The organism is Salinimicrobium sp. 3283s, assembly GCF_039602225.1.
GTDB lineage: Bacteria > Bacteroidota > Bacteroidia > Flavobacteriales > Flavobacteriaceae > Salinimicrobium > Salinimicrobium profundisediminis.
Genome location: NZ_CP143631.1, coordinates 3,517,819 through 3,541,043, shown reverse-complemented (window position 1 = coordinate 3,541,043; position 23,225 = coordinate 3,517,819). Strand labels below are relative to the sequence as shown.

Sequence of the window (23,225 nt, the reverse complement as noted above, 5' to 3'; positions counted from 1 at the left end):
TTTTTCTCTCTTTCATCCCATCTCTAAATGAGCCCAAAGATCATATACAATTCTACACCCTACATGGTGGCAGAGTTTATTGTTTTTTACGTCTTTTTTCCCTTCCTGGCCACCGCCTTTCTTGACGGGTGGTACAAGATAATTCCCCTGGTGCTCATCGCGCTACTGTTTCTATTTCTACTACTCAAAGACCCCACTTTTGACAGGAAGGTACTTACAAGATTCAACACAAAATATCTAGGTAAAAGTTTTGGCAGGATGATCATTATCACCATACTTCTGGTGTGGTTTACTTTCTGGATCTTTCCGGAGTTATTTTTAGTATATCCTGTAGAGAATTTCCAGAGCTACGTAATTACCTTCTTTTTATATCCCCTGGCATCAGTTTTTCCGCAGGAGATTATTTACCGGGTGTATTTTTTTCACAGGTATCATGAAGTAGTACCCGAAAAATACCTTTTAATGCTCAGTAATGCCATTGTATTTGGCCTGGCACATTTTATCTACGCCAACTGGGTAGCACCCATCGCGACCTTTTTAGCCGGCTGGATCTTTATCTATAACTACTACCAAACACGAAGCCTGCTTAACGTGAGCCTGGAACATTATTTATATGGGCTAATCATGTTCACCATTGGGTTTGGTTACTTTTTTCAGTAGAAAAAAAGGGCTTAGATCCCAAGGTTTGAAAGGAGCCACCATAAGATAATAAACACTATTATAGTTCCAAAACATCCACATCCGGTCTTTCCTCCCAGTTTTTTTGCTCCCCATCCTGCCAACAGGGCTCTAATGATCTTTCTCATACCAATTCATATTTTAATTAAAAGTAATAGGATACCTACTTTACAATGTCATGTTTAAGAAATTTTTAGCGACCTGCTGTTTAAATGTATAAAAACAAAAATCACTATCTTGAAAAGAAAAAGATGAGACATTTCTTATTATTGTTGCTTCTTTTCGGAATCACCGCGACAGCACAGGAACAGAACAAAACTCCCGAAATTAAACTAACAGGATTCAGCCATCCCGAATCAATAATCTTTGATGAAGGAACGGCATATTTTTATGTTTCGAATATGGCCGACAAAGCAGAAGGTGACGGATTCATTTCAAGGATCTCCAGGAAATGGCAGGAACAGGAACACAATTGGATCACAGGACTAAATGACCCTAAAGGACTTCTTATTAACGGCGACCGACTCTATGTAACCGACGTAACCAATATTGTTGAAATGGATCTGCATACAGGAGAGATCATAAGACGAATCCCTGTGGAAGGCGCAAAATCGCTGAATGATCCAGCAATAGATGAAGAAGGAAATATCTTTTTTTCAGATCTTGTCGGGAACAGCATATATAAGATGAATCAAGCCGGGGAGGTAGAGCAGTGGCTTAACAACACCGACCTGGAGAGACCTAACGGTCTATTTGTAACACCAGATAATATCCTGATTGCTGCCTGGGGCGAAAACCAGAATGGTAATATTTTGAAAGTAGATCGTGGCACTAAAGAGATCAGTAAAATAACTGGAAACGGAATCGGTAATATGGATGGAATACAGTCCGCAGCTACCGGAACATATTATATCTCAGATTGGGCAACGGGCAACATCTATAGTATAGATATGCAAGGAAATCTCACGAAGGAGTTTACTTCCGAAAAAAGCTCGGGAGATATTTTATATCTCAAAAATGACAAAAAAATGTATCTCCCAATGAACCATCAGGATGAAGTGTGGATCTACAACATGAAATGATCAGGTTGTTTTAATCTCGTTCATCAGCAAAAATGCCTGATTTACATATTCCTTCTCAAGGAAAATTGTGAAATAGTTAGACGTAGAAATAATCTCATAGACAGGAATTCCTTCGTAAGCCAGCAGCTTAAAAATGTAAAAATAAAGTCCTACGGTCTTCGTGTTCTTTTCGGGCAGGGCAATGGTGATAGAAGAGAGTTCTTCAGAAATACTCACCAGTTGTTCTTCTTTAAAGATCTTCTCAATCACCGGCTGCAGGCTCGTAGACACCAAAAAATTACTTTCCTGGAAGTTACTTGAGTAGTTTAAAAATATCCCGGTTTGGTCTTTAATAGCGTGTAGCAACTCAGCTTTTCGGGCAATAATGTTTTGAGAGTTCAGGTAGGTGTATTCCGTGATCCCCGAACGCACAATCATGTCACCCAGCTCCCTGAAATTTTTGGTAGTAAATTTGCTCCTTTTGGGGTGGTACCTGCGTAGTGCCATAATTATAGAACCCTGCTTTACCGGTTTTCTCATTTCTTTTTCCACCTGCGGCTGCAAATCGGCAGCCAGAGAACTGAAGTTAATGATGTTACGGGCAAGGGCATCATCCAAAAAAGGCTGATGTTTTATGATGTCATGGACACAGGTACTTATGGTTTTCATTGTTAAATAATATACAATTTGTACAAAGATATGAAAAAGAAGTCATTTTTTTTAATCTGCCTTTTCCATCTATTAATTATGCAGTCTGAAGTTAAGATATGAAAGTATTAAAATTTGGAGGGACTTCTGTCGGCTCTGCGGAAAGCATTCGCAATGTAAAAAATATTATTCAGGGTCAAAAAGGCCGGAAGATTATTGTGGTCTCAGCCATGTCTGGGGTCACCAATATGCTGGTAGAATTATGTGAAACCAGGAAGAACGGTAAGCCTGAACAGGCTGAAGCCATCCTGCTGGAACTTAAACTGAAACACCTGCAGCTTATTGAAGAGCTTATCGTTTCTCATGAAGCAAAACGCATGGCCGAAAATCAATTCCTTGAGTTGTATGAACAACTCGAAGAGGCGCTTCAGCAAAACCCTTTTTCAGATGCTGTTATCGTCACATTTGGGGAAACATTTTTGAGCCTTATTTTCTCGCATTACCTTGAAGAAGAGAGCGTGTTTAATACCCTCCTGGATGCCAAGAACTTCATGCATATCTCAAATGTGGAGAATCCAGAGATTGCCACTGTTCAAAAACTTATAAGGCAGAGCCTGCAAAGGGAAGTTACCAATGAAATTTATGTAACCCAGGGTTTCGTTAGAATTGATCGCAACAGGAACATAAGTACCCTAAACCGGGGAGGAAGTGATTATACGGCGACCATAATTGGAGCTGCTGTAAATGCTACCGAAGTACAGATCTGGACCGATATTGACGGATTTCACAATAATGATCCGCGTTACGTGTCCGAAACTTCGGCACTCACAAACCTTACTTTTGAAGAAGCTGCCGAGCTGGCCTATTTTGGCGCAAAGATCCTTCATCCACAAACGGTTTCTCCGGTAAAGGAAAAAGGCATTCCCATTTACCTGAAGAATACCTTTACACCAGAAGCACCAGGAACCTGTATTTCAGATAAATATCACACTTTAGGACTTAAAGCTATTTCGGCAAAAGACGGTATCACAGCCATCAAGATAAAGTCTAACCGTATGCTTATGGCTCATGGTTTTTTAAGAAAGATCTTTGATGTGTTTGACAAACATGAGACGTCTATAGACATGATCACGACTTCAGAAATCGCGATTTCCCTTACCATCGATAATCCCGTAAACCTGGATAAGATCCTTTCTGAACTCGACGAATACGGCGAGATCACCGTAGATTCAAATCACAGCATTATTTGTGTTGTGGGAGAAGGTGTGATCAATGACCACGAGACTTTCAGGCTGTTTGAAATCCTTAATGATCTTCCTGTGAGGATGATCTCCTACGGCGGTAGCAGCAACAACATTTCGCTGCTTGTAGATACGCAGAACAAAGTCAAGGCATTACAGCTTTTGCACCAGAAACTTTTTGAAGAAAAGCCATTAAAAGTAACCTAGTCGCTCACTTCGAGTTGTTAGTTTATTTGTTTGGAAGGAGTCGCCCGTTTACGGGCGATTCCTATTTTTGGCCTCTATGTATTTTGAAAGATATTTTGTGCTATTCAAAGAATGATGCTGTAACATGAGTCCGGTAAAATTCGAATTTCTATGCTGCTGAAGTCCGCCGTTTAGCTCCTGAAGCCTTTCTTTAAACCTGCTGCGATGTTCTTCTGCTGAAAATTTTTCATTTAAGATCCTGAACCCTTTTTCCTGTGCTTCTTGCCAAATGATCTCGTTTTCATGAAGATTAACAGCCGCATTGGCAAATTCTGAAGGGTCATCGCTTATAAAGCCATTCCAGGGAAGGTCTCCGGCCATGCTTTCAGCTCCAACAGAGGTTGTAACCGTGGGGGTGCCCACCTGCATGGCATCTGTAAATTTCCCTTTTATACCCGCCCCAAACCTGATAGGAGCCAGGAGAACCCGCGCTTTCTGGATTTCTGTCTTTGCTGAAGTTGCCCGCCCATGTACAATAAAACCTTCCTTCTCGTTATGAAATTGCAGGATTTGCTGCGGAATATAGGCCCCAAAAATGTGGATTTTTGCCTCCTTTAATTTATTTCTGATCAGTGGCCATATTTCAGTTTTTAAGCGAACTACAGCATCCCGGTTGGGTTCATGAAGAAAATTCCCGATGCTCACAAAGTCCTGCCGTTCCTGAAATTGATGAAGATCCGCTTTCTTTTCTTCGGAAATCTGTTTCAGCATAAATGGCAAATACAGCAATAGCTGCTGTGGCACTCCAAAAGTATGTTGAAGTAGATCCATCTCTGCTTCTGAAATGATAAGGCTTAGATCACATCTATAGATACTGGCAATTTCCCTTTTTGCCACCTCTGTAAATAACGCTGAAAGAGAGAGGTCTTTTCCGGTTTTTGTGGCTTCCTGCCTTGCCTTGCGTAAAAAGTGCAGATCTTCGGTATCGAGGATCCTTATGGCTTCAGGACATACTTCAGCCACCCTCCAGCCAAATTGTTCTTCCATCATAAACCTGTCAAAAATGACAATTTCAGGAGATATTTTTGAAATAAAGGCGTCGAAGTTCTTGTTGTTGAGCTCAATTTTTTCCGAAGCAATTCCGAAGGAAGAAAGATCGGCCATAAAATCGGTTTTTGCAGCTGTGGTAGCGAAGGTTACAGCATAACCTTCAGCAAGAAAAAATTCCAGCAACTGCATCATTCTGGCGCCCGCAGCCGAGGATTTTGGTTCGGGCCAAACGTAGCCAATGACTAAAAGGTGTTTTTGTGACATGCTCCAAAATTAACAGGTTTTAATAGACTTTTTGAATTGTGCCGCTAATTTGTGACCTTTAAGAAAAACAGAACAATGAGCCGCGGATTTGTAAAAGAAGAAGACCAGGAAGAAGCACCGTTTATACCCCCAAGAGCATCTTTGCCTGCGGGAGTGACCAACTACGTGACGCCACAAGGGCACAAACAGCTCCTGGAAGAGCGGGAATCCCTCGAAAATGAGAGAAAAGGCCTTGATATAAGTAGCGATAAAGAACGGCGCCACGCAAAAGCAGTAATTGACGGTAAATTAAACCTGCTGAACGAGCGGCTTGCTTCTGCAAGAATACTGGAACCAAAAGACCAACCTGAAAATGAGGTGAGATTTAGTGCTACGGTCACTTTTAAGCCACTAACGGGCCCGCTACAGGGAAAAGAGCAGGTTTTTACTGTTGTGGGAGTAGATGAGGCAGATATTAAGCAGCGAAAAATAGCATTTTTGGCACCTCTTGCACGGGCACTGACCGGAAAAAAGGTGGGCGAGAAGGCGCAGGTGCAAATGGGTGGTGCGATGCAGGAACTTGAGATCATCAACATCACTTACACGTAAACTAAATTCTCTTCTGAAAGGCTTATCCAAAACTTTGGTAAAAATTACCTTCCTAAAATGCCATTTTTGATACCATAAGATTCAGCTTTCTGAAAAAATCAATTATTCAGAAGGGGAGAGGATGAATTCCAGCGTATCTTCAATATCGCCGTATTCATCAACTTCGATCTCAAAGTCAATTTTGTCGGGAGCCGCTTTATAGTTGAGGGTTTCGAGCTGTTGTGCATCAATTTCAGCAGTATATTTTCCGGGAGCAAGCCCCAGGTAGCTGAAATATCCGTCACCCTCACTTAATAATTCCGCAGCTTTATTTCCGTTTGCATCGATGATGTTTATAAGTATACGGCCCTGTCCGCGAAGGGAATTGCCGTTTTTGAAGTAGACCATACCACCAACTTCACCCATGACCTGTACCGGCACATAAATCTCTTTGAAGTGGTTGGGCTGCGTCTTCACCAGGATCTTAGGATTTGGGATCTTCCAGGCGATATTGTCGAGACTAAGAGGATCGAGTTCAATCATAAGGTCGATATAAGGCTGCAGCTCGGTGATTCGCAATACCGTTTCATCGTCGTTATAACTCACCCTGCCGCTGCGGTTTTTAAGTTCAAGCCCGGCCACTCCCGGTTCCATAGGATCTTTAATCCCGTTTTGGTTGAAGTCGAGAAAGGGAATGATGCTCACTGCTGCACGAGACATGGCGGTACGGTTACTGGCCGCGATATAGCCGGTATTGTCATCGAGCATGAGGCTACCCCTGGCCGATTGTACGAAAGAAGAATTTCTGTTCCCTATCCGTGAAGTGGCCGAAGTTTGAGCAAAATTAAAAGCATAGCGCAAGCCTACTTCAAAGATATGGGCATCTCTCAAAAAATTGTTTTCGTATGCGAGGTTAAGAAAGCCTTGTTTGAACATAGGCCGTTCCAGTTCAACGATCATGTTATTGAACCTGTCGCGGCTAAAGTCATACTGAAGTTGAGGAGACAACAGGAACTTATAGGGCATGCGATAAGTTTGAGATAAAGAGCTGTAAATAGTAGGCTCCTTCATCCTGTCGTTATACAGGCCATAAGATGTAAAGTTGGTGCTCACGCCAAAAACCGCACCCGATAAAAGGAGCTGTGCAGTGGTGAACTCGGTTGTGGGCATTATGATCTGGTTCACACTAAAACGACTAAACAAAGAAAAATGTTTTGTGCGAATAGGCGTAGAGAAGCTGAGTTTTCTTTCTTCCAGGTAATTGAAATTTACTGCCGTTTGATCTTCGTTGTAATTGATATAATTCAAATCTACCTGGAAGTTGCGCGGAGACTGATAGCTCAATAAAGCCTCTCCTTTTACACCATACATATATTCTCCAGAGAACAGCAGGCCTGAAGCAATTCTTGCTGAAGAGTTGACAAACGGCATTACTTCGCCACTTTCTACTTCCGAAAGATATTCTACCCCGCCGCCAATAGTTATGGCGTTATTTAACCCATAATTGAGGTTAAGGCGGCTAAAGCGGTTCCAGTCGTCACTTTCTACTACCCCGGCGCTAAGGGTATATTCCAGCTCATTTTTAGGTACAAAATTGTAAGGGATGTTAATCACCCGGTCTTCGGTCCTTTCTTCTCCCCACGGGCCATAAAACCGCAGACTCACAGCGGTATTGCCATACATGAGCGGAACTTCAAAACTGTAAAACCCCGAAGCATCGGCTTCTGTAAATGATACGAGCACATTGTTTACATATAATTCAACCGTCCATCGCGGTTCAGTGTAATCACTGAGCAAATAAGTACCAAAAGACCTGCGGTTTTGAAGCGGACTATTGGTGAATTGCACCCCCGAAACCGGGGCAAAAAGGGAAGAAGTGGCCCGGCTAAAGATCCTCCCGGCGGTGACCTGAGACAGGTACTTGTTATCGGTATTTACATAGCGCCACTGGTAAAACTGGTTACGTGATGAAAACGGCAGCCTGCTGGAATAATTGAGCATAAGATTGGTTTCCCCACCAAGAAACATGGTGCCCAACCCCAACGTAAGGCGATTGTCATTCTCAAAGTTGGTTTGCTGAGTAGTCACCACTCCCCAGTCTAAAGTACCGGGTTTAAAAAAGGGATAGCGGGCAGGGATAAGTGTATCTGGAACTACCACGCCCTTTACCCGATCAAGATTCTCTCTCATTTTTTGAAGGCGCATTTCCTTCATCACCGGTAGCTCCTTGTCTGTTTCAAGTTTTAGAGAAAGGCTTCGGAAGGAAAACTGGGTATCGAGGCCAAATATGCTTCCGAAGTAATTTGATTTGAGATACTTTACGGAAGGAGTGATCAAAACGTCATTTTTGGAGAGCCTGAAGCTCTCTCCTTTATATGTGATTTGTGGCTGCTCCCAGTTAATAGTATAGGTAGAATCGGGGTGAATGATGAATCCGCTTAGAATACCTCCATCGATTTCGTGCTTGATGTTTAGAATTTCAAACAGCGTGGTAACCGGCAAAAATGCATCTTCCCCCTTTATCGCGATAGGAATTTCATAGGTGCCCAACCTGGGAATGTTCATTTCTACCGAAAGTTCGTCGTAATCGGGATAATCTTCTTGAGCGAATGCAGTGCCAAGGCTCAGGAATAACATGCGCGTTAGCCACAACTTCAGAACTTCAGAGAGAGAAAGACGAAAAGGAGAAAGCATTGTGGTTGGCGTGCTATTCGTGAATGAAGGTTAGGGTAAAAGTACCGTTGTAATTTCCTGCTGGCCCGGCCTCCCCACTGGGGATATTCAATTTTCCGCCTACAATAACTTCGTGAGGATTGGTGGTGGTAATAAAAGTTTGGCCAGTACTGATATCAAAAAACGGATCAATATTTAAAGTGACGTTGCTGCCCGCGGGCCCCGAAAGTAACACCTTACTTACAGGTTGAATTTGCAGAAGTGTTCCCGGATTGGCATAGACGTCAAAAATGGCATAATGAGGGCTGTTTCCCAGGTTAAGTAAATACACATCGGTATCGGCCGAACGATCGCCGTTTGGAGTGAGGATGACGTTACCACCGGCATTTCCCACAATAAAAGCCCCAAAGTTAAGTCCCTGGGCATTTCTCACCTCTACACTCACGGGAATAGGCGGATGCTCCTGTGCAGCTGCTTTGTGAAAGGGGATAATTAGCAGGCTGAAGCTAATGAATAAGAAGAAGCTTTTTCCCGTCATTTTTTACTCTTTAAAGATTACTTTTTTGGTTTGGCTTTCTTGTTCTGTTTCGAGCGTCACCAGGTAAATTCCGGCTGCCATGCCACTAAAGGTAAGTACATCTTTACCAGAGCCTCTCTTGGTTTGAAGCACCTGGCCTGCCATGCTGCTAAGAATCACTTTTCCTTCAGCATTGTTAGGCAAATTCAGGCGTACCAATACCTGCTCATTTTTGGTGTACACGGTAAAATCTTCCATCGCAAGTTCCATTTGTACAGGCGACAATTTTTCCGAAGCAAACATTAAAATAAATTGGTCGTTATTTTGCCCTTTTTGAGAGGTAAAGGAATAAAGAGGATCCCGGTCCAGATCGCGCAGCACCTTCTTTTTCATGTCTTTGAGATAAACATGAAGGGAAGGGAACAGGTTTCTCGTTTCGGCAAGTTCAATGATCATTTCGCCAGACCTTTCTGCTGAAATCCCTAACGGAATCTCCATAGTTTTTATAGAAGCCCTCGAAATTGCATTTATTGACAGTTTTTCCCTTTTGGAGGTGAGGCTATAGAAACTGGGAACATTTACAGCAGTATTCAGCAGTTTTTGCGCATCCAATTCCTTCTCAAATTGTGGGGTACCACCCTGGCTAAAATAGATCACTGTGGCATCGGCATCCTTTTCCCCCTTGAATCCTGCTGTTAGTCGGATTTGTGGAATTTCAGCTTTATTTCTTGTTTTATAATACTGCTGTTCTGTTTCGTTACCAACTCTATAGCTGTTATTGAATTGCAGGGTGGCTGTTACAGGATGAATTCCGTCAACAGGGTCACTCACCCTCACAAAGAATCCCTGCATCGATGGGATAATATTCGAAGACCGTCCATCTGTTGAAACCCCCTCGACGTAGGAAGTGTAGGTTCCGGTATATCTATCGCCTGCAGTGGCAGTAAAGAAATGAATTCCATTGTCAATACCTTCCATATTGGCGACCATTAAATTCCAGTCAATAGGAGAAGGATAGGGATTTCCTACAAGATTAAAGCCATTGGTATAGGTTCTGTTATTATTTTGAAGAGCGACACTTACCGGTCCGTTATTGACTATCCCGGATAATTCCAGCGTCATAGTACCTGCTTCTCCCAAAGGATTTATAGCATAACCAAACCCTGGTTTAAAGCTTGCAGTTGAATCCAGGTACTTTTGCCAGCCTGTAAGGTCATTTCCTGCTGAATCTTCCCTGTTTTCCAGGTATTCATAAAGGTGAGGAAAACCGGTTTCAGGATTTGTGAGATCAAAATTGGCAGCAAGATCAGCCACAGTTGAATTTTGAAAAGGACTGCTGAAGTATTTGTAACCAAATGCATTTGAAAGGTAACGCTGCATGTGTACCGTATCCAAAACCTGACCATTTCCTCCTCCTTCAATAAAGGCTGTTCTAGTGCTGTTTGAAAGAAGGGTAAGTTTATTACCTGTATAAAATTTTCCTCTTATAACATGAAGAAGACCTTTAATATTAATACTTGCTTCTGAAGTAACATCTATCGCATTCGACAGGTATAAATTTTCGATGAGATCTTTATCAAAAAAACCTTGAGGTATGGTTTGAGACACTTCGGAAGCAAAGATAACCGATCCAAATTCTGCATTAAATACGCCCTGGTTTACTGCCTGGCCTGCAATACCAAAAAGGTTTTGCTGAATATCGACAGAAGCACCACTTTCAATAATTAGGTTTCTTGAAAGCCCTGAATCTCCATCAAGAATTATAGGATAGTTGCCAAGGCCAGAAGGTATGCGCACATCAGTTTCAAGTGTGGGTACTGTGCTACAATTCCAGTTGGCAGGATTGTTCCAGTTGGTGTCTTCAGCTCCCGTCCATAAATTCTCCTGTAGTACGGTTATAGTTACCGTATGATTTTCATTATTGACGCAGCCATTGGCATCTTCAACGGCTGTAATATTTATAGTTGTGGTGACAGTTGGGCTAAATGCATAAGATAAAGAAGAGGAGGAAGTTGGTATCGAAAAAACAGCTCCATTCATGGTTCCCCGCACAGTCCATGGACCCGTTCCTGAAAGACTACCGGTTATATTAATTGTTTCTCCTATACAAATAGTTGTGTCTGTACTGGTGGCAGTTAGTGCGGGTAGGGGATTGACTATAATTTCAACCACATTTGATAAGCTAGGTTCGCACATAGCAGAAGATACACTTCTTCTAAACCAGGTGGTCTGCGATAGTTCGCCGGGATTGTAATCTATAGTGTTGTTAGTTCCTGTGGCAGGATCAAATCCACTTTCGGGGCCAGTTGTACTACTTTCCCATATATAAGAATAAGTGCCACTTCCACCTGTAGGTTGCGAACCCTTGATTTGAGAAGCAATACTGGCTGAACAAATATTACGTGTTTCTCCTGAATAATTAATGCTATTATTAGATATACTTAAAGGTTGTGGATTAATAACAACATTTGCTGTAGCAGAAGACACACATCCACTTGAATTTGTAACGGTATATTTATAGTTACCGGGTAGGAGTCCGGTTATTTTTTTATTAGTACCTGAACCCGAAATTGCTCCCGGATTGATGGTCCATGATCCTGAGGGTAAACCGCTTAATGATACACTACCTGTTGCTGATGTACAGGTGGGTTGTTCAACAAATCCTACTACAGGTGCAGAGGGAGTTGCTGGTTGTGGGTCAATCACAACAGGTTCTGAAGAAAAGGAAGTACAAATTCCATCAATTGAAAATAATTGTGACTGTGGTACAATTTGATTTGCCTGGTTTGCACTAGACCAATAAAGCTGGACTACTGCCTCACCAGTGTTTTCGTAATACTCCAGTTTAATATCATACTTAAAACCAGCAGTAAGACTTATTGTGCCATTATTATAAACGGCTGCGTGGTCGGTCCAATTGTCAATAATAAGACTACCGTTTATCCACAACCTAATTCCATCATCACTTTGTGTGGTAAAAGTATAATTCTCTGTATAACGTGGTTGTATTTGCCCTGTCCATTTTACTGAAAAATTATCGTTGTTAATAGGTGATCCAGGATTTCCACTTCCCCAATTAAAATTAATAGTAGCATCTTTACGTGTAATTGAGGGAGCACCTGAGAGATATCTATTATTGAAATATTCTGCTTTTAAACCAGTTGTAGTATTTGGTACATCAACAGTGTAAGTATAATTTCCGGGGGTAAGACCGGTAATAGTTTTGGTAGTTCCTGATCCTGTAATTCCTCCCGGATTAATCGTCCAATTTCCTGAAGGCAATCCACTTAGGGTTACACTACCTGTGGCTATTGTACAAGTTGGCTGCTTTCTAGACGACACTATTGGTGCAGGAGGGTTAGGAGGTGTATCAATTGTCACATTTTCTGAAGCAGGAGAAGTACAACCAGTTTCATTGGTCACTGTATAATTGTAATTGCCGGATTGAAGTCCAGTAATAATTTTATTAGTTCCTGAACCAGTAAAACCGCCTGGATTAATAGTCCAGTTTCCTGAAGGTAAGCCGCTAATGGCTACACTACCTGTAGCTGTTGTACAAGTGGGCTGTATGATTTGTCCAATAATGGGTGCAGCCGGTACTGTAGGCGGTGGATTAATCACCACATTAGCCGAAGCAGAAGAAATACAGCCATTAGCATTAGTAACCGTAAAAGTATGGGTGCCAGCAGAAAGTCCTGGAAAAGTTGTGCTGGTACCTGTTCCTGTCTTTGTTAGTCCCCCGGGTGATTCGGCTATTGTCCAGCTTCCTGTCGCCGGTAAGCTATTCAATATAACACTCCCTGTTGATGTTGTACATGTTGGTTGTGAAATGCTGCCAATGGCAGGAGATATAGGCCCGGCATAAATAGTGAAAGGATCAGAAGTTACTGAAGGTACGTCAGGATTTGTAGATCGAACACCTATTGTATAACCTGAACCAGGCGGAAATGCAGCAGGAGGAGTAATTTTAGTACTTAAACTAATAGTCCATTCTCCAAATAAACTTGTAGTTTTATCCGATTTAAACAGGGTACTATAAACAATGGTTCCTGACTTTTGTAACTCTATGTAATAATTAGTATTTGAATCGAAATTTCCAAAAATAATGGCTTTTGTAGCATCGAAAGTCACTTCTAATTGATTGCTACACACAGGCGAACCTGACACAATGGGTTTACTAATACTCTGCCCCTGCACAAAATAACTCCCCAACATGAAGATGCAAAGCGAAAGATAACGCATAAGAGAAGGGGGGAGGTTCATTTTAGAAGAAGTAGAGGTTTTTTCTATAGGTTATGGAACATTAAAGATTATAACTTTCTTTCGCAAGTGTTTGTCCCTGCTCTTCGAAATATGAGACTTCTAATTTCCCCTGACTCAAATCAACTTCTCCCGCATTTCGGAGCTCGAAGGAGAAATTTCTTTTATTGTTGGGAGTGTAAACAGAAACACCTTTGACAATTCCTACTTCAGTTTTTTCACCCTTTGGAGAAATATGATCCACTTTTATATTGCCGTAAACCGACATGTTACCCGAGCGATTAAGCACCAAAGATAATTTCGGGTTCTCAGTGTTCCGGTGGAGTTGGATATCTTCTAAATTTAATTGTGTAGTCGATTCCCCCTGCCTGATTATAATAGGAATACTAATCCCAAATACAGTCTTAATATTAATGGAAATTCCGTCGCTTTCTTCCGTTTCTTCTGCTCCGAGTGCGGTTTGATCTTCTACTGCCCTAAAGTACATGTGAGATCTATACTCTCCCTGCTCCAGGTTTCCGGTACGGGTGAGTTGAACTCTAATGGTCTGAGCTTCGTTTGGCGCCAGGGTCACCCTTCGCGGGAAATACCGGAGAAAATCCTGTGCAAATCTCTGGCCTTCTTCTGGAGTGTCTACCTGTTCGAAGCTGCCGTCTTCAGTCATCTTGTAATTGACAAAAGAAACCGCATAAACGGCGGTATCACTTCCGGTATTGGCAAGGTTGATCTCCTGGGATCTTTGAGAGCCATCAAAAACCAGTCTCTTTGGCATGATCATTAGATCACCCTGTGCTAAGGAAATTTCAGGAAGAAATGAAATTAAAATAAGAACGCAAATTGAGAGTATTTTTTTAATCATTTGGGGGCTGAATTCTGTTGAAATTTTACCTGCTACAAATGTAAGTAAAAGAAGACAAGAAAGTTAAGGATTTCCTAAAATTAATTATAGGATACGGTAACATTAAAGCCGGTGGAATTTGTGTAAAAACCGGAAGCCTGATTTGCTTCTAAATTTAATCTTGCACCAATCTTTATTACATCTGAGACTAACCCTTCTTCAGGAAGAACAGTAAAGTCATTTATAATTAGTTGATGATCGGGATTTTCACTGTTGTAGAGAGTGAAAGATTCAGGCAGGCTAATAGCGTAACTATTATTCCCATGGGTAACCACTGCTTCTGCAGGATTTACCGTACCGGGAAAAGAAGAGGAGATTTGTACCCCCTGGGCCACCCTGTTACCTTCGGGAGAGAGGATAACACTTCCCGGGGTATAAGAACTTACTACATTTCCAAAATCCAGGTCTACAGTCTTATCTATCCTAATGGGTTCTATTATTGTCGCCCGACTCGTAACCGTTGCCGAGGCTGATGCCTGGGCAAGGATCTCTGTTGAGAACAACAAGGAAAATAATATGAAAATTATTTTAGCCATTAACAGGATTAGATTTAACCAGAAGGTTTTTAAGAAATTAAATTGATCTACAAGTAAAAAACGCCGCCACAAGGGGCGGCGTTATATATAAATTCTTATAAGGTTTTTTATTCGTAAGTTACGGTAACACTTACTTCACCCGTGTAGGCTCCTTCAGTTTGACCGGCATTCACTGTTAAAGCACCACCCACGTATAATTCGATAGGGGTTGATCCATTCCCTGCATTTCCTGTGGCCTTAAGATTATGATCAAATGCTACAGGCATATCTACAGCACCATCAGCATCGCTTGTAAGTAAATTTGTAGACGAAAGCGCAACACTATATGTGTAATCTGTGGCAGCAATAACATTAAACTTTGCCGCTGTCGCAGTATTCCCAGTTAATGCTAAAACTTCTTCATTAGTAGAGGTTCTAGTTCCAGCAGCTGTTGCTGCAATGGTAACAACACCTCCAGCTTCGTTTCCAATTAATCTACCAAAATCCAGATTGGTAACAGGAGTAATAGAAATAGGACTAACAACTTCAGCATTTACAGTCGCAGAACTAGTAGCTGTAGCGCTATTCTGAGCGAAAGTAGTTCCAGTAATAAGAGCGAATAAAATAAAAGTAATTTTTTTCATGATGTAGGTTTTTTTGGGTATTATAAATTTAATTTGGGGTTTCATTTATTTAACGATGCAAACGTACACCCTAAAGAAAGCTCCTACAAAAAAACTCGATGACAGCGACAGAAACTCGTTGAAATACACTTAATATGATCCTGATCATGTTTAAGATTTAAAGCTTCAAAGCGTCTGTTTAGCGGCTTAAAACACTTTATTATTCTGAAAATCAGAAAATTAATAAGTGTTTTCCACAAAATTTGATATATGAGTTGTATTTGGATGTTTTAGCCCAAATCTGTTTAAAGTTGATTTGCGTAGGTCACATCAATTACCACCTGGACCAGAATTACAGTCACTACTATTATAATGGTATAAAAAACTGTTCTGGCAATGTTCCCGATCGATTGTTTGGATAAATGTTTCACTTTTGGATAGATATACTTAATAATCTCTTTTTCTTTTGACGCAATAGCATAGTTGATCAAGCCAAACCGGCTCAATCTATTTGTAGGGATTATGTAAGTAGGGATTGTGATCTATATACAATAACTATAGATCAATACAAAGATGCAGTAAATTGGAGAGCTATAAAAGAATAATCGGTAGTTGGATAGAATACTCGTTCAACTACGCAACTAAAATATTCCTGGGAAAATTCCTCCTTCATTAGTTAGCAGGCGAGAAAAAAAAGATTAATTGTAGTTAACAGTAACGTTCATAGGAGCCTTACTGTTGTAAACTCCCGGAGTTTGATGAGGATTAACAGCCAGGGTAGCACCCACCATTATAATCTTAGCTCCTCCATCAAAATTTCCGTTTTGAGCTAAACTACTTGTAAAGTCTTTAATGATCATGCTTTCTGTACCATTGGCCAGTACATATTCTCCTTCAGGCAGCGTGAGAGAAAAAGCAAAACCGTTTTCTCCTGTCACTTCAAAAGCAGCAGCAGAGACATTGGCTTCACTGTCTAATGAAACATTTCCGGTGGTAAGCCTGGTGTTGTTGGGCGTAAGGATAACTTCTCCTCCGGTACCAGCATCAAGGTTTGCAAAATTCATGTGTGATGTAGTAGTGATTCCAATAGGCTGGATAATCGTAGCCGAAGCAGTAAATGAGGCAGACGCACTGGCCTGGCCAAATGCTAATGCCCCAAAAAGGGAAAATAATATGAAACTAAATAAACTTTTCACCGCTTTTTTTCTTATTTCAATATTAAGAAAATTTTTTGATTCAACTAGATTAAGTGATCATAAATATCGATGAAATACACAATTAGATTAACTACAACGATGTCGCTGTAAAACAATTATTTATACAGCTTATTGGTGAGTTAACGATCCTGGTTCACCGGGATCTTCAATTTTTTTCATCTCAGATACCGGGAATTTTTAAAAAATTCTTCTAGTTATGACTTCTGAGACCATAAAAAGGAATCACCGCACAAGGCTTGTGATACAGTTTAGAATGAAATATTTACTCTTAAAATCCTGAGGGAAGAAAATGCTCTTGAGTAGAAATGTACTGTACCAGGATCTTTTTGAAATCATCGTATCAGTTTTAATGATATAGAATTTTTATTCCAGCTTTTGGCTGACCAGCTTCCAAAGTAAGATTTGGATCAGTTTTTCTCCTATATATAATAGGGTATAGCGAATACAGCAACTTCTTTATTGGAAAGTATTTTTATTTAAGCACAAAAAAAGAGGCCGTGTGGCCCCTTTTTAATATTAAAAGTTATTTTATTCTTAGTTGTTGGAAGAATCTACCGGCTGTGCAGGGGATTGTTCTGAATCTAAAAGTGCAAGGAATTTATCAAGGTTTGGCAGGATAACAATTCTTGTTCTTCTATTTAGTGCCCTGTCTTCTTTGGTCTCGTTTCCGGCTACAGGTTTGTAGCTGCTGCGTCCTGCTGCAATTAACTTTTCGGGCTCTACATTAAAACGGTCCTGCAATACTCTCACGATCGCAGTAGCACGTCTTACACTCAATTCCCAGTTATCCTGAATGTAGGAATTTTCTACCATTGTTTGAGAATCTGTGTGACCTTCTACCATTACTTCCATAGCTGGTTCAGATTTAATAACTTCTGCAAGCTTTTCTAAAAGGGGATATGCATCTCTGCTTACTCTGTGGCTTCCGCTTCTAAAAAGTAATTTGTCAGATACATTGATCATCACTACTGTTTTGTCTACAGTAATGTCAACATCGTCTGAGCTTCCGCTGCTTATCTGGTTTTCCAGGTTATGAGCCACGGCCAGGTTAATAGAATCTTCTAAAGTCTCGGCTCCGGCAAGTTTTTCGGGATCAACATTTCTTAATGTTTCCCGCATTTTACGCTTATTGGCATTAGACATTGCCGTAAGCTGGTTCATTTCCAGTTTCTGGTCATTCTCTTCTGTGAGTGAGTTGATCTTTGAGTTGTAATCTGCCACTCTTTCTTCGATGGCACTTAATCTTTCTTCAAGTCTTTCTTTTTCTACCTGAGTTTCCTGAAGATTACTTCGGGTGTTGTTATAATCTTCCTCAAGGGCTACGTACTTCTTTTTTGAAACACAAGAAGTCAGCATTGTCGCTGCAAGTACCGTTACGGTAAGAGCTTTTTTCATAATTTTTGGTTTTTGGTTTAAAATTCGAGCTAATGATTTTAAGCTTCGAAACTTCAAACGGGTTATAGCTGCCGAAATTATATAAAAGGCTTTTTCAGGTGTCTGGTTTTAACGAAAGATTATTAGTTACCGGCCGTTGTTGCTAAATTATTCCTAAGAAAATAGCTACTTCAGGAGAAATTTTTATCTTTTTCGCGTAATATTTCCGTAGAAAATCTCTCGTTAAAACGCCATTTTTGGAAGGTGTTGTTTTCCAGAGATTTAATCCAAGGAATTTTTAAGATTTACATTAAAAGGAATAAATTAGAGCAATAGACCGTCAATACTTGGAAACAGACAAAAATAAAAAGGAAAAGAAACCAAAGGGATCAGGGATTAAGTTGTTCTTTAAAATTATTCTTGGCATTTTCATTTTCATTTACCTTCTCATACTTTTCATCCGCAGTCCCTGGGGCCAGGGTATTATTGTAGATAAGCTTGTAAATTATATTGAGAACAAGACAAACACTGCAGTAGAGGTAGATAGGCTCTTCATTACTTTTGGAGGTGATCTTAGCGTAGAAGGGCTCTTTCTTGAAGATGAAAAAGGTGATACCCTTTTATATTCGCGGGAACTCGAAGCCGACATTTCCCTGTTACCCCTTATTAAAGGCAAAGGTTTTTATCTCAACAGCCTGGATTGGAATGGGGGAGTGGCCAATATTGAGCGCACAGATACTATTGAAGGTTTTAACTTCCAGTTTCTTACTGAAGCATTTGCCACGGCCGATACTACTGCTACTACCACGCCCGCCGATACTACTGCCCAGGCTATGGAAATTAAGCTGGGCGATCTCAATCTTCAACACCTGAAACTTAATTACAACGATCAATATTTAGGTATTGATACCAAAATAAGGTTAGGAAAGCTGGTAGTAGAAATGCAGGAATTTAATCTGGACGGTATGGAATTTGCTGCGGGTGACCTTATTTTGGAAAATACCCGTTTTAAATACGCTCAAACTAAACCAGCTCCCGAATCGGAAGAGGAAAATGAAACTCCAATGCCCCGATTTTCTGTGGAGAACCTGGAAATTTTGGACGTGGCCGGTTCATATACATCTGTTCCAGGCGGAATGGTTGCCGATATAGATCTATCTCAACTCTTACTGGAATTGCCAGAAGCCGATCTTGCTAATAATACTGTAGTAGTCGACAGATTTGCCCTCAAAAATTCCAAAATTTACATAAACAATACAGCTTCTTCCACTCCCGCGGCAAAAGATACTACTGCCGTTGCCGTTGCTGAAGAATATCAGCCTTTTGAATGGCCTCAATGGACGGTTAATGCTAAAAATCTAAATCTGAAGAATAATAACTTCAGGTATTGGGTGAATAACAACACCCCCAAAAAAGGCATTTTTAACCCTGAAGCAGTAGGCCTTCGTAATTTGAATCTCGAAATTCCTGAACTGGTATTGGCTAATGAGACTTTAGAGGCCCGCGTAGCAGTTCTGAATTTTGAAGAAGCATCGGGTCTCCTGCTTAACAAAACCCAATTTGCACTTTCGGTCAATGAAGAGAGGGCACTACTGGAAGATCTTCTGCTTCGGCTGAATGGAAATCTCATAGAAGGAAGTTTACTGGTTAATTACAGGTCGCTCGATTCTTTTATAAATAACCCGGAGGGCGCCACGGTAGATTTGAACCTTCCGCAGTTTAACCTTGACCTACAGGATCTCTACAGATTCCAACCCGATTTACGGCAGAACAACTACTTCGCCACACTTGCCAAAAAAGGCATTTCGGGCAGTCTTTCTGCTGAAGGAGAACTTTCCGCAGTAAAAATTGAGCGGGCAAATATTGACTGGGGTGGCAACACCTCTCTTGTGGCTACCGGAACTATTTACAACACCACCGATGTTGACAACCTGAGGTTTGATATTCCGCAGCTAAGGCTTCGGTCTTCACGGGCAGATCTCCATGCTTTTATCGAGGAACAGAACCTGGGAATTGAGCTTCCAAAAACTTTAAATCTGGCAGGTAGCTTCAGTGGTAGTCCTGAAGATATTACTATTGATGCCATTTTGAATTCTTCCGCAGGAAAAGTAAGTGTAGAAGGACGTTTTGTAACCGCTCCAAAAATAGCATTTAGCACAGACCTTAAAGTAACCGAACTGGAAGTTGGCCAATTGCTACAAAATAAGTCACTCGGTGCGGTTAGTCTCGATATACAAGCCAGGGGCAGCGGGGAAGACATTAATTCCCTGGACGCTGTAGTTGATGGTACAATTGGCCGTTTTGAATACAATCAATACGTTTTTAACGATATCAACATTTTTGCTGAATTAGAAGACGGCGAGGGTTTTGCCAAGATGGCCTACAAAGATCAAAACCTGAACATGGAACTCGAGAGCTTTGTGCTACTCGATTCAATAGCGCCTGAAGTGAACCTGACTCTTGATATTATAGGTGCCGATCTACAGGCACTTGGTCTTGCTGCAAAACCTGTGAATGCTGCCATGGAATTAAAAGGGACTTTTGAGGGAAATACCGATAAATTTGATGTCACTGCGACAGTGAACAATGGTGTTTTTGTGTATGACAATGAATCTTACCTTTTAGGAGACCTTGATCTTCTTGCTCATGTAACACCCGATACTACGTCCATGCAAATTGAAAATAGAATTCTGGACCTCAAGCTGTTTTCTAACGCCGGGCCGCAGGATTTTATAAGTGCTCTAAGCCGCCATTACGACAGCTACTTCAGCAACGAACAGATATTAGATACAGTGGGGAACCCGGTAATTATTGACATGGCAGCTACAGTCGCACCATCTCCAATCCTCGAGGAAGTATTTCTTCCGCAGCTGGAAGCTTTTGATACCATTGCCGTGAAGGTTGATTTTAACGAGCGGGAAAAGACACTGGTAGGAAGTGTAGAGATCCCTTACCTAAACTACTTCGGAAGTGAGATTGACAGTCTTGACTTTTTTGTGGATTCAAACCCGGAAGAACTATTTTTCAGCTTCGGACTTCAAAGTCTTGATGCAGGCCCGCTGGCCATTAAAAAAACCAGTCTTGAAGGGGTGTTGGTAGATGAAGAACTCAACCTTGATTTTCTTTCCATTTATCAAGACCAGCCCCTAATGAAAATTCAATCTTCTATAACCAGGAGCAATGATATTGTAAGGGTGAATATAGCTTCAGATAGCCTTATTCTTAATTCCAACAGCTGGCAAATTGATCCTGAAAACGAAATTCTCATTGGCGACAGCGCCTATAATTTCAACAACTTCAGGCTTTCGAGAAATAATCAGGAGTTAAAAGTAACCAATGATCTGGCCCAGGTTCAAAAAGAGCATATTGCAATACAATTTCAGAATTTTAACCTGGCGGCCTTGTTCTCCTACCTCAACCCCGAAGCCGTATTGGCCTCAGGAAATATCAATGGCGACTTTATTATTGAAGAACCCTTTGAAGATACGGGGCTACTTGCCGATCTCACTATAAATGATTTTGGGGTAATGGATGTTCCGCTGGGTGAACTTTCTCTTGACGCCGAAGCGGTTAGCTTTAATAAATATACTTTAGACCTGGCCGTGACTGGAAATGCCAACCTCCAACTTACCGGCTCGTATCTCGCCGATGAACAAGGCGGAAACCTTGATATGTTCCTCGACCTCGAGAGGATCCCTATGGAGGTGGTAGAAGGTTTTTCACTGGAAGAGATCAACAATACCAGCGGTAGTTTATCTGGAGAATTCACGGTAACCGGCGATCCTCTGGCACCTAATTATGACGGTGCGCTTAATTTTAATGATGCACAATTCACGGTGTCTATGTTAGATGCACCTTTCACCCTTAGGGATGAAACGCTGCGCATAGATACCACAGGCGTATACATGGATAATTTTGAAATGAGAGATGTGAATAACAATGCCTTTGTATTGAATGGCGCAGTACTCACCGAATCCCTCCTTAACCCTGAATTCGACTTAAGTTTTACAGCGAATAATTTCACAGCTCTAAGTTCCACCGAAGAAGATTTTGATCTTTTCTACGGAAAATTTGTGTTTGACGCCACAGGTTCTGTCACCGGAAATCTGGAGCTTCCTAACGTTGAAATTGATCTTGAAGTTTTGGAGGAAACAAACATCACTTACGTAATTCCTGAAGCCAGCGTAGAACTCGAAGAAAGAGAAGGCGTGGTTGTGTTTGTAAATAGGGAGAATCCAGACCGCATTCTCACCCGCAGGTCAACAGATGATGAAAATGTGGCCTTTTCGGGCTTCGCGCTCAATTCATATATTTCACTTCAGGAAGGGGCTACTTTTAGTGTTGTGATCAACGAAGAAACCGGAGACCACTTTCAGGCAACCGGAGACGGGGATATTCTTTACGACATCTCTCCCAATGGCCGAACTACAATGACAGGTAGGGTAGAGTTAAATGATGGATATTATGAAATGAGTCTCTATAACCTGGTAACCCGAAGATTTGATATTATGGATGGGAGCACCGTAGTGTGGGCAGGAAACCCGCTTGATGCCGATCTCAATATTACCGCTGTATATGAAGTGGAAGCTGCAGCCGCCGGACTTATGGCTTCACAGCTGCAGGGTGCCGATCTAAGTGACAAGGATCAATACAGGCAGGAACTGGACTTTTTGGTGTATCTAAAAATAGGAGGGGAGATCTCTGCACCAAAACTTTCTTTTGGGCTCGATATGCCCGAAGGAGAACAGGGATCTTTAGGAGGCCAGGTATATGGTAGGGTACAGCAAATAAATCAACAGGAAAACGAACTCAATAAGCAGGTTTTTTCACTCCTGGTACTCAACAGGTTCTTTCCTACAACCGGTAGTGACGGCTCTGGAGGAGGTACTCTTTCCTTTGCCCGCGATAATCTCAATGAAGCCCTTTCTGATCAACTCAACATATTCTCTGACCGCCTGCTGGGAGAAACGGGTGTTGACCTCAATTTTGGCCTTGACACCTTCACCGACTACCAGGGAGAAAATCCGCAAGAAAGGACCCAGCTGGATATCACAGCCCAAAAGAGTTTTATGGATGACAGGTTGGTAGTAAGCGTGGGAAGTGAAGTAGATGTGCAGGGCAGCAGCCCGGTTGAAGAAAGTACGCCGCTCATTGGCAACGTGAGCCTGGAATACCTGCTTACCCCCGAAGGACAATTCAGGTTAATGGCCTTTAGGAGGAGCAGCTATGAGAATGTCATCGACGGGCAATTGATTGTAAGCGGACTTGCTTTGATCTTTACTCAGGAATTCAACAAGTTCAGGGAATTGTGGAATGAAGTGGCCAAAAGCGATAAAAAGGCAAAAGAAAAATCCGGTAAAGACCAAGCAGTAGAAGAAAAACCCGGAAAGGGCAAATTAGAAGAAGAACATTCGGGAGATGGAAAATCTGAAGAAACTCAACCTCAGGAATAA

Annotated in this window: 18 protein-coding genes; 6 read left to right on the top strand and 12 right to left on the bottom strand. The window is 41.5% G+C overall.

Going from position 1 to position 23,225, the window contains the following annotated elements:
- Positions 1 to 27: 27 nt before the first annotated feature.
- Complete coding sequence (locus tag VS868_RS15685; RefSeq protein WP_266068219.1) at positions 28 to 660, top strand: CPBP family intramembrane glutamic endopeptidase; 633 nt, start codon at positions 28 to 30, stop codon at positions 658 to 660.
- A gap of 11 nt (positions 661 to 671) precedes the next feature.
- Here VS868_RS15685 and VS868_RS15680 read toward each other — a convergent pair whose 3' ends face one another.
- Positions 672 to 806 (bottom strand): hypothetical protein, encoded by a 135-nt coding sequence (locus tag VS868_RS15680; RefSeq protein ID WP_255702456.1) that lies wholly within the window; start codon positions 804 to 806, stop codon positions 672 to 674.
- Positions 807 to 929: 123 nt separating this feature from the next.
- Between VS868_RS15680 and VS868_RS15675 the strand changes: the two genes are divergently transcribed.
- A complete protein-coding gene (locus VS868_RS15675; protein WP_345598644.1) occupies positions 930 to 1,760 on the top strand; it encodes an SMP-30/gluconolactonase/LRE family protein in 831 nt (276 codons plus the stop codon).
- Here VS868_RS15675 and VS868_RS15670 read toward each other — a convergent pair whose 3' ends face one another.
- Positions 1,761 to 2,408 (bottom strand): hypothetical protein, encoded by a 648-nt coding sequence (locus tag VS868_RS15670; RefSeq protein ID WP_345598643.1) that lies wholly within the window; start codon positions 2,406 to 2,408, stop codon positions 1,761 to 1,763. It lies immediately after the preceding gene.
- Positions 2,409 to 2,506: 98 nt separating this feature from the next.
- Here VS868_RS15670 and VS868_RS15665 point away from each other — a divergent pair, with 98 nt between their 5' ends.
- Positions 2,507 to 3,835 carry an aspartate kinase gene (locus VS868_RS15665; protein WP_345598642.1) on the top strand — a complete coding sequence of 443 codons (1,329 nt, stop codon included), beginning with the start codon at positions 2,507 to 2,509 and terminating at the stop codon, positions 3,833 to 3,835.
- Positions 3,836 to 3,883: 48 nt separating this feature from the next.
- On the opposite strand, the gene VS868_RS15660 is transcribed toward VS868_RS15665, so the two are convergent.
- Positions 3,884 to 5,128: a glycosyltransferase gene (locus tag VS868_RS15660; protein WP_345598641.1), complete on the bottom strand. Its 1,245-nt coding sequence runs from the start codon at positions 5,126 to 5,128 to the stop codon at positions 3,884 to 3,886.
- A 75-nt stretch (positions 5,129 to 5,203) separates the two neighbouring features.
- Here VS868_RS15660 and VS868_RS15655 point away from each other — a divergent pair, with 75 nt between their 5' ends.
- Entirely contained in the window at positions 5,204 to 5,716 is a 513-nt protein-coding gene (locus tag VS868_RS15655) for a GreA/GreB family elongation factor (protein WP_345598640.1), read from the top strand.
- 102 nt (positions 5,717 to 5,818) lie between these two features.
- Here VS868_RS15655 and VS868_RS15650 read toward each other — a convergent pair whose 3' ends face one another.
- Genes VS868_RS15650 through VS868_RS15635 form a run of 4 tightly spaced genes read right to left on the bottom strand, consistent with a single transcriptional unit; the run spans position 5,819 to position 13,917 of the window.
- Positions 5,819 to 8,389, bottom strand: a complete 2,571-nt coding sequence (locus tag VS868_RS15650; RefSeq protein WP_345598639.1) for a hypothetical protein — start codon at positions 8,387 to 8,389, stop codon at positions 5,819 to 5,821.
- Positions 8,390 to 8,402: 13 nt separating this feature from the next.
- Positions 8,403 to 8,906 carry a DUF4402 domain-containing protein gene (locus tag VS868_RS15645; protein WP_345598638.1) on the bottom strand — a complete coding sequence of 168 codons (504 nt, stop codon included), beginning with the start codon at positions 8,904 to 8,906 and terminating at the stop codon, positions 8,403 to 8,405.
- Positions 8,907 to 8,909: 3 nt separating this feature from the next.
- The gene (locus VS868_RS15640) at positions 8,910 to 13,148 is read right to left on the bottom strand and encodes a PA14 domain-containing protein (RefSeq protein ID WP_345598637.1); all 4,239 of its coding nucleotides are present in this window, start codon (positions 13,146 to 13,148) and stop codon (positions 8,910 to 8,912) included.
- 40 nt (positions 13,149 to 13,188) lie between these two features.
- The gene (locus tag VS868_RS15635) at positions 13,189 to 13,917 is read right to left on the bottom strand and encodes a molecular chaperone (RefSeq protein ID WP_345598636.1); all 729 of its coding nucleotides are present in this window, start codon (positions 13,915 to 13,917) and stop codon (positions 13,189 to 13,191) included.
- Between VS868_RS15635 and VS868_RS15630 the strand changes: the two genes are divergently transcribed.
- Positions 13,916 to 14,071 (top strand): hypothetical protein, encoded by a 156-nt coding sequence (locus VS868_RS15630; protein ID WP_345598635.1) that lies wholly within the window; start codon positions 13,916 to 13,918, stop codon positions 14,069 to 14,071. The genes VS868_RS15635 and VS868_RS15630 overlap by 2 nt on opposite strands.
- A 13-nt stretch (positions 14,072 to 14,084) precedes the next feature.
- On the opposite strand, the gene VS868_RS15625 is transcribed toward VS868_RS15630, so the two are convergent.
- From VS868_RS15625 to VS868_RS15605, 5 genes are all read right to left on the bottom strand, one after another.
- Positions 14,085 to 14,579: a DUF4402 domain-containing protein gene (locus VS868_RS15625; protein ID WP_345598634.1), complete on the bottom strand. Its 495-nt coding sequence runs from the start codon at positions 14,577 to 14,579 to the stop codon at positions 14,085 to 14,087.
- A gap of 107 nt (positions 14,580 to 14,686) precedes the next feature.
- A complete protein-coding gene (locus tag VS868_RS15620; RefSeq protein ID WP_345598633.1) occupies positions 14,687 to 15,202 on the bottom strand; it encodes a DUF4402 domain-containing protein in 516 nt (171 codons plus the stop codon).
- 284 nt (positions 15,203 to 15,486) lie between these two features.
- A complete protein-coding gene (locus tag VS868_RS15615) occupies positions 15,487 to 15,672 on the bottom strand; it encodes a hypothetical protein (RefSeq protein ID WP_266068231.1) in 186 nt (61 codons plus the stop codon).
- Between the two features lie 207 nt (positions 15,673 to 15,879).
- Positions 15,880 to 16,377 (bottom strand): DUF4402 domain-containing protein, encoded by a 498-nt coding sequence (locus VS868_RS15610; RefSeq protein WP_345598632.1) that lies wholly within the window; start codon positions 16,375 to 16,377, stop codon positions 15,880 to 15,882.
- 555 nt (positions 16,378 to 16,932) lie between these two features.
- A complete protein-coding gene (locus VS868_RS15605; protein WP_345598630.1) occupies positions 16,933 to 17,793 on the bottom strand; it encodes an OmpA family protein in 861 nt (286 codons plus the stop codon).
- Positions 17,794 to 18,119: 326 nt separating this feature from the next.
- Here VS868_RS15605 and VS868_RS15600 point away from each other — a divergent pair, with 326 nt between their 5' ends.
- A complete protein-coding gene (locus tag VS868_RS15600; RefSeq protein ID WP_345598629.1) occupies positions 18,120 to 23,225 on the top strand; it encodes a translocation/assembly module TamB domain-containing protein in 5,106 nt (1,701 codons plus the stop codon).

What these genes read in the sequence shown, in the direction of transcription:
- VS868_RS15685 (WP_266068219.1), top strand. Translation starts at nt 28, where the DNA reads ATGAGCCCAAAGATCATATACAATTCTACACCCTACATGGTGGCAGAG.
- VS868_RS15680 (WP_255702456.1), bottom strand. Translation starts at nt 806, where the DNA reads ATGAGAAAGATCATTAGAGCCCTGTTGGCAGGATGGGGAGCAAAAAAA.
- VS868_RS15675 (WP_345598644.1), top strand. Translation starts at nt 930, where the DNA reads ATGAGACATTTCTTATTATTGTTGCTTCTTTTCGGAATCACCGCGACA.
- VS868_RS15670 (WP_345598643.1), bottom strand. Translation starts at nt 2,408, where the DNA reads ATGAAAACCATAAGTACCTGTGTCCATGACATCATAAAACATCAGCCT.
- VS868_RS15665 (WP_345598642.1), top strand. Translation starts at nt 2,507, where the DNA reads ATGAAAGTATTAAAATTTGGAGGGACTTCTGTCGGCTCTGCGGAAAGC.
- VS868_RS15660 (WP_345598641.1), bottom strand. Translation starts at nt 5,128, where the DNA reads ATGTCACAAAAACACCTTTTAGTCATTGGCTACGTTTGGCCCGAACCA.
- VS868_RS15655 (WP_345598640.1), top strand. Translation starts at nt 5,204, where the DNA reads ATGAGCCGCGGATTTGTAAAAGAAGAAGACCAGGAAGAAGCACCGTTT.
- VS868_RS15650 (WP_345598639.1), bottom strand. Translation starts at nt 8,389, where the DNA reads ATGCTTTCTCCTTTTCGTCTTTCTCTCTCTGAAGTTCTGAAGTTGTGG.
- VS868_RS15645 (WP_345598638.1), bottom strand. Translation starts at nt 8,906, where the DNA reads ATGACGGGAAAAAGCTTCTTCTTATTCATTAGCTTCAGCCTGCTAATT.
- VS868_RS15640 (WP_345598637.1), bottom strand. Translation starts at nt 13,148, where the DNA reads ATGAACCTCCCCCCTTCTCTTATGCGTTATCTTTCGCTTTGCATCTTC.
- VS868_RS15630 (WP_345598635.1), top strand. Translation starts at nt 13,916, where the DNA reads ATGATCATTAGATCACCCTGTGCTAAGGAAATTTCAGGAAGAAATGAA.
- VS868_RS15635 (WP_345598636.1), bottom strand. Translation starts at nt 13,917, where the DNA reads ATGCCAAAGAGACTGGTTTTTGATGGCTCTCAAAGATCCCAGGAGATC.
- VS868_RS15625 (WP_345598634.1), bottom strand. Translation starts at nt 14,579, where the DNA reads ATGGCTAAAATAATTTTCATATTATTTTCCTTGTTGTTCTCAACAGAG.
- VS868_RS15620 (WP_345598633.1), bottom strand. Translation starts at nt 15,202, where the DNA reads ATGAAAAAAATTACTTTTATTTTATTCGCTCTTATTACTGGAACTACT.
- VS868_RS15605 (WP_345598630.1), bottom strand. Translation starts at nt 17,793, where the DNA reads ATGAAAAAAGCTCTTACCGTAACGGTACTTGCAGCGACAATGCTGACT.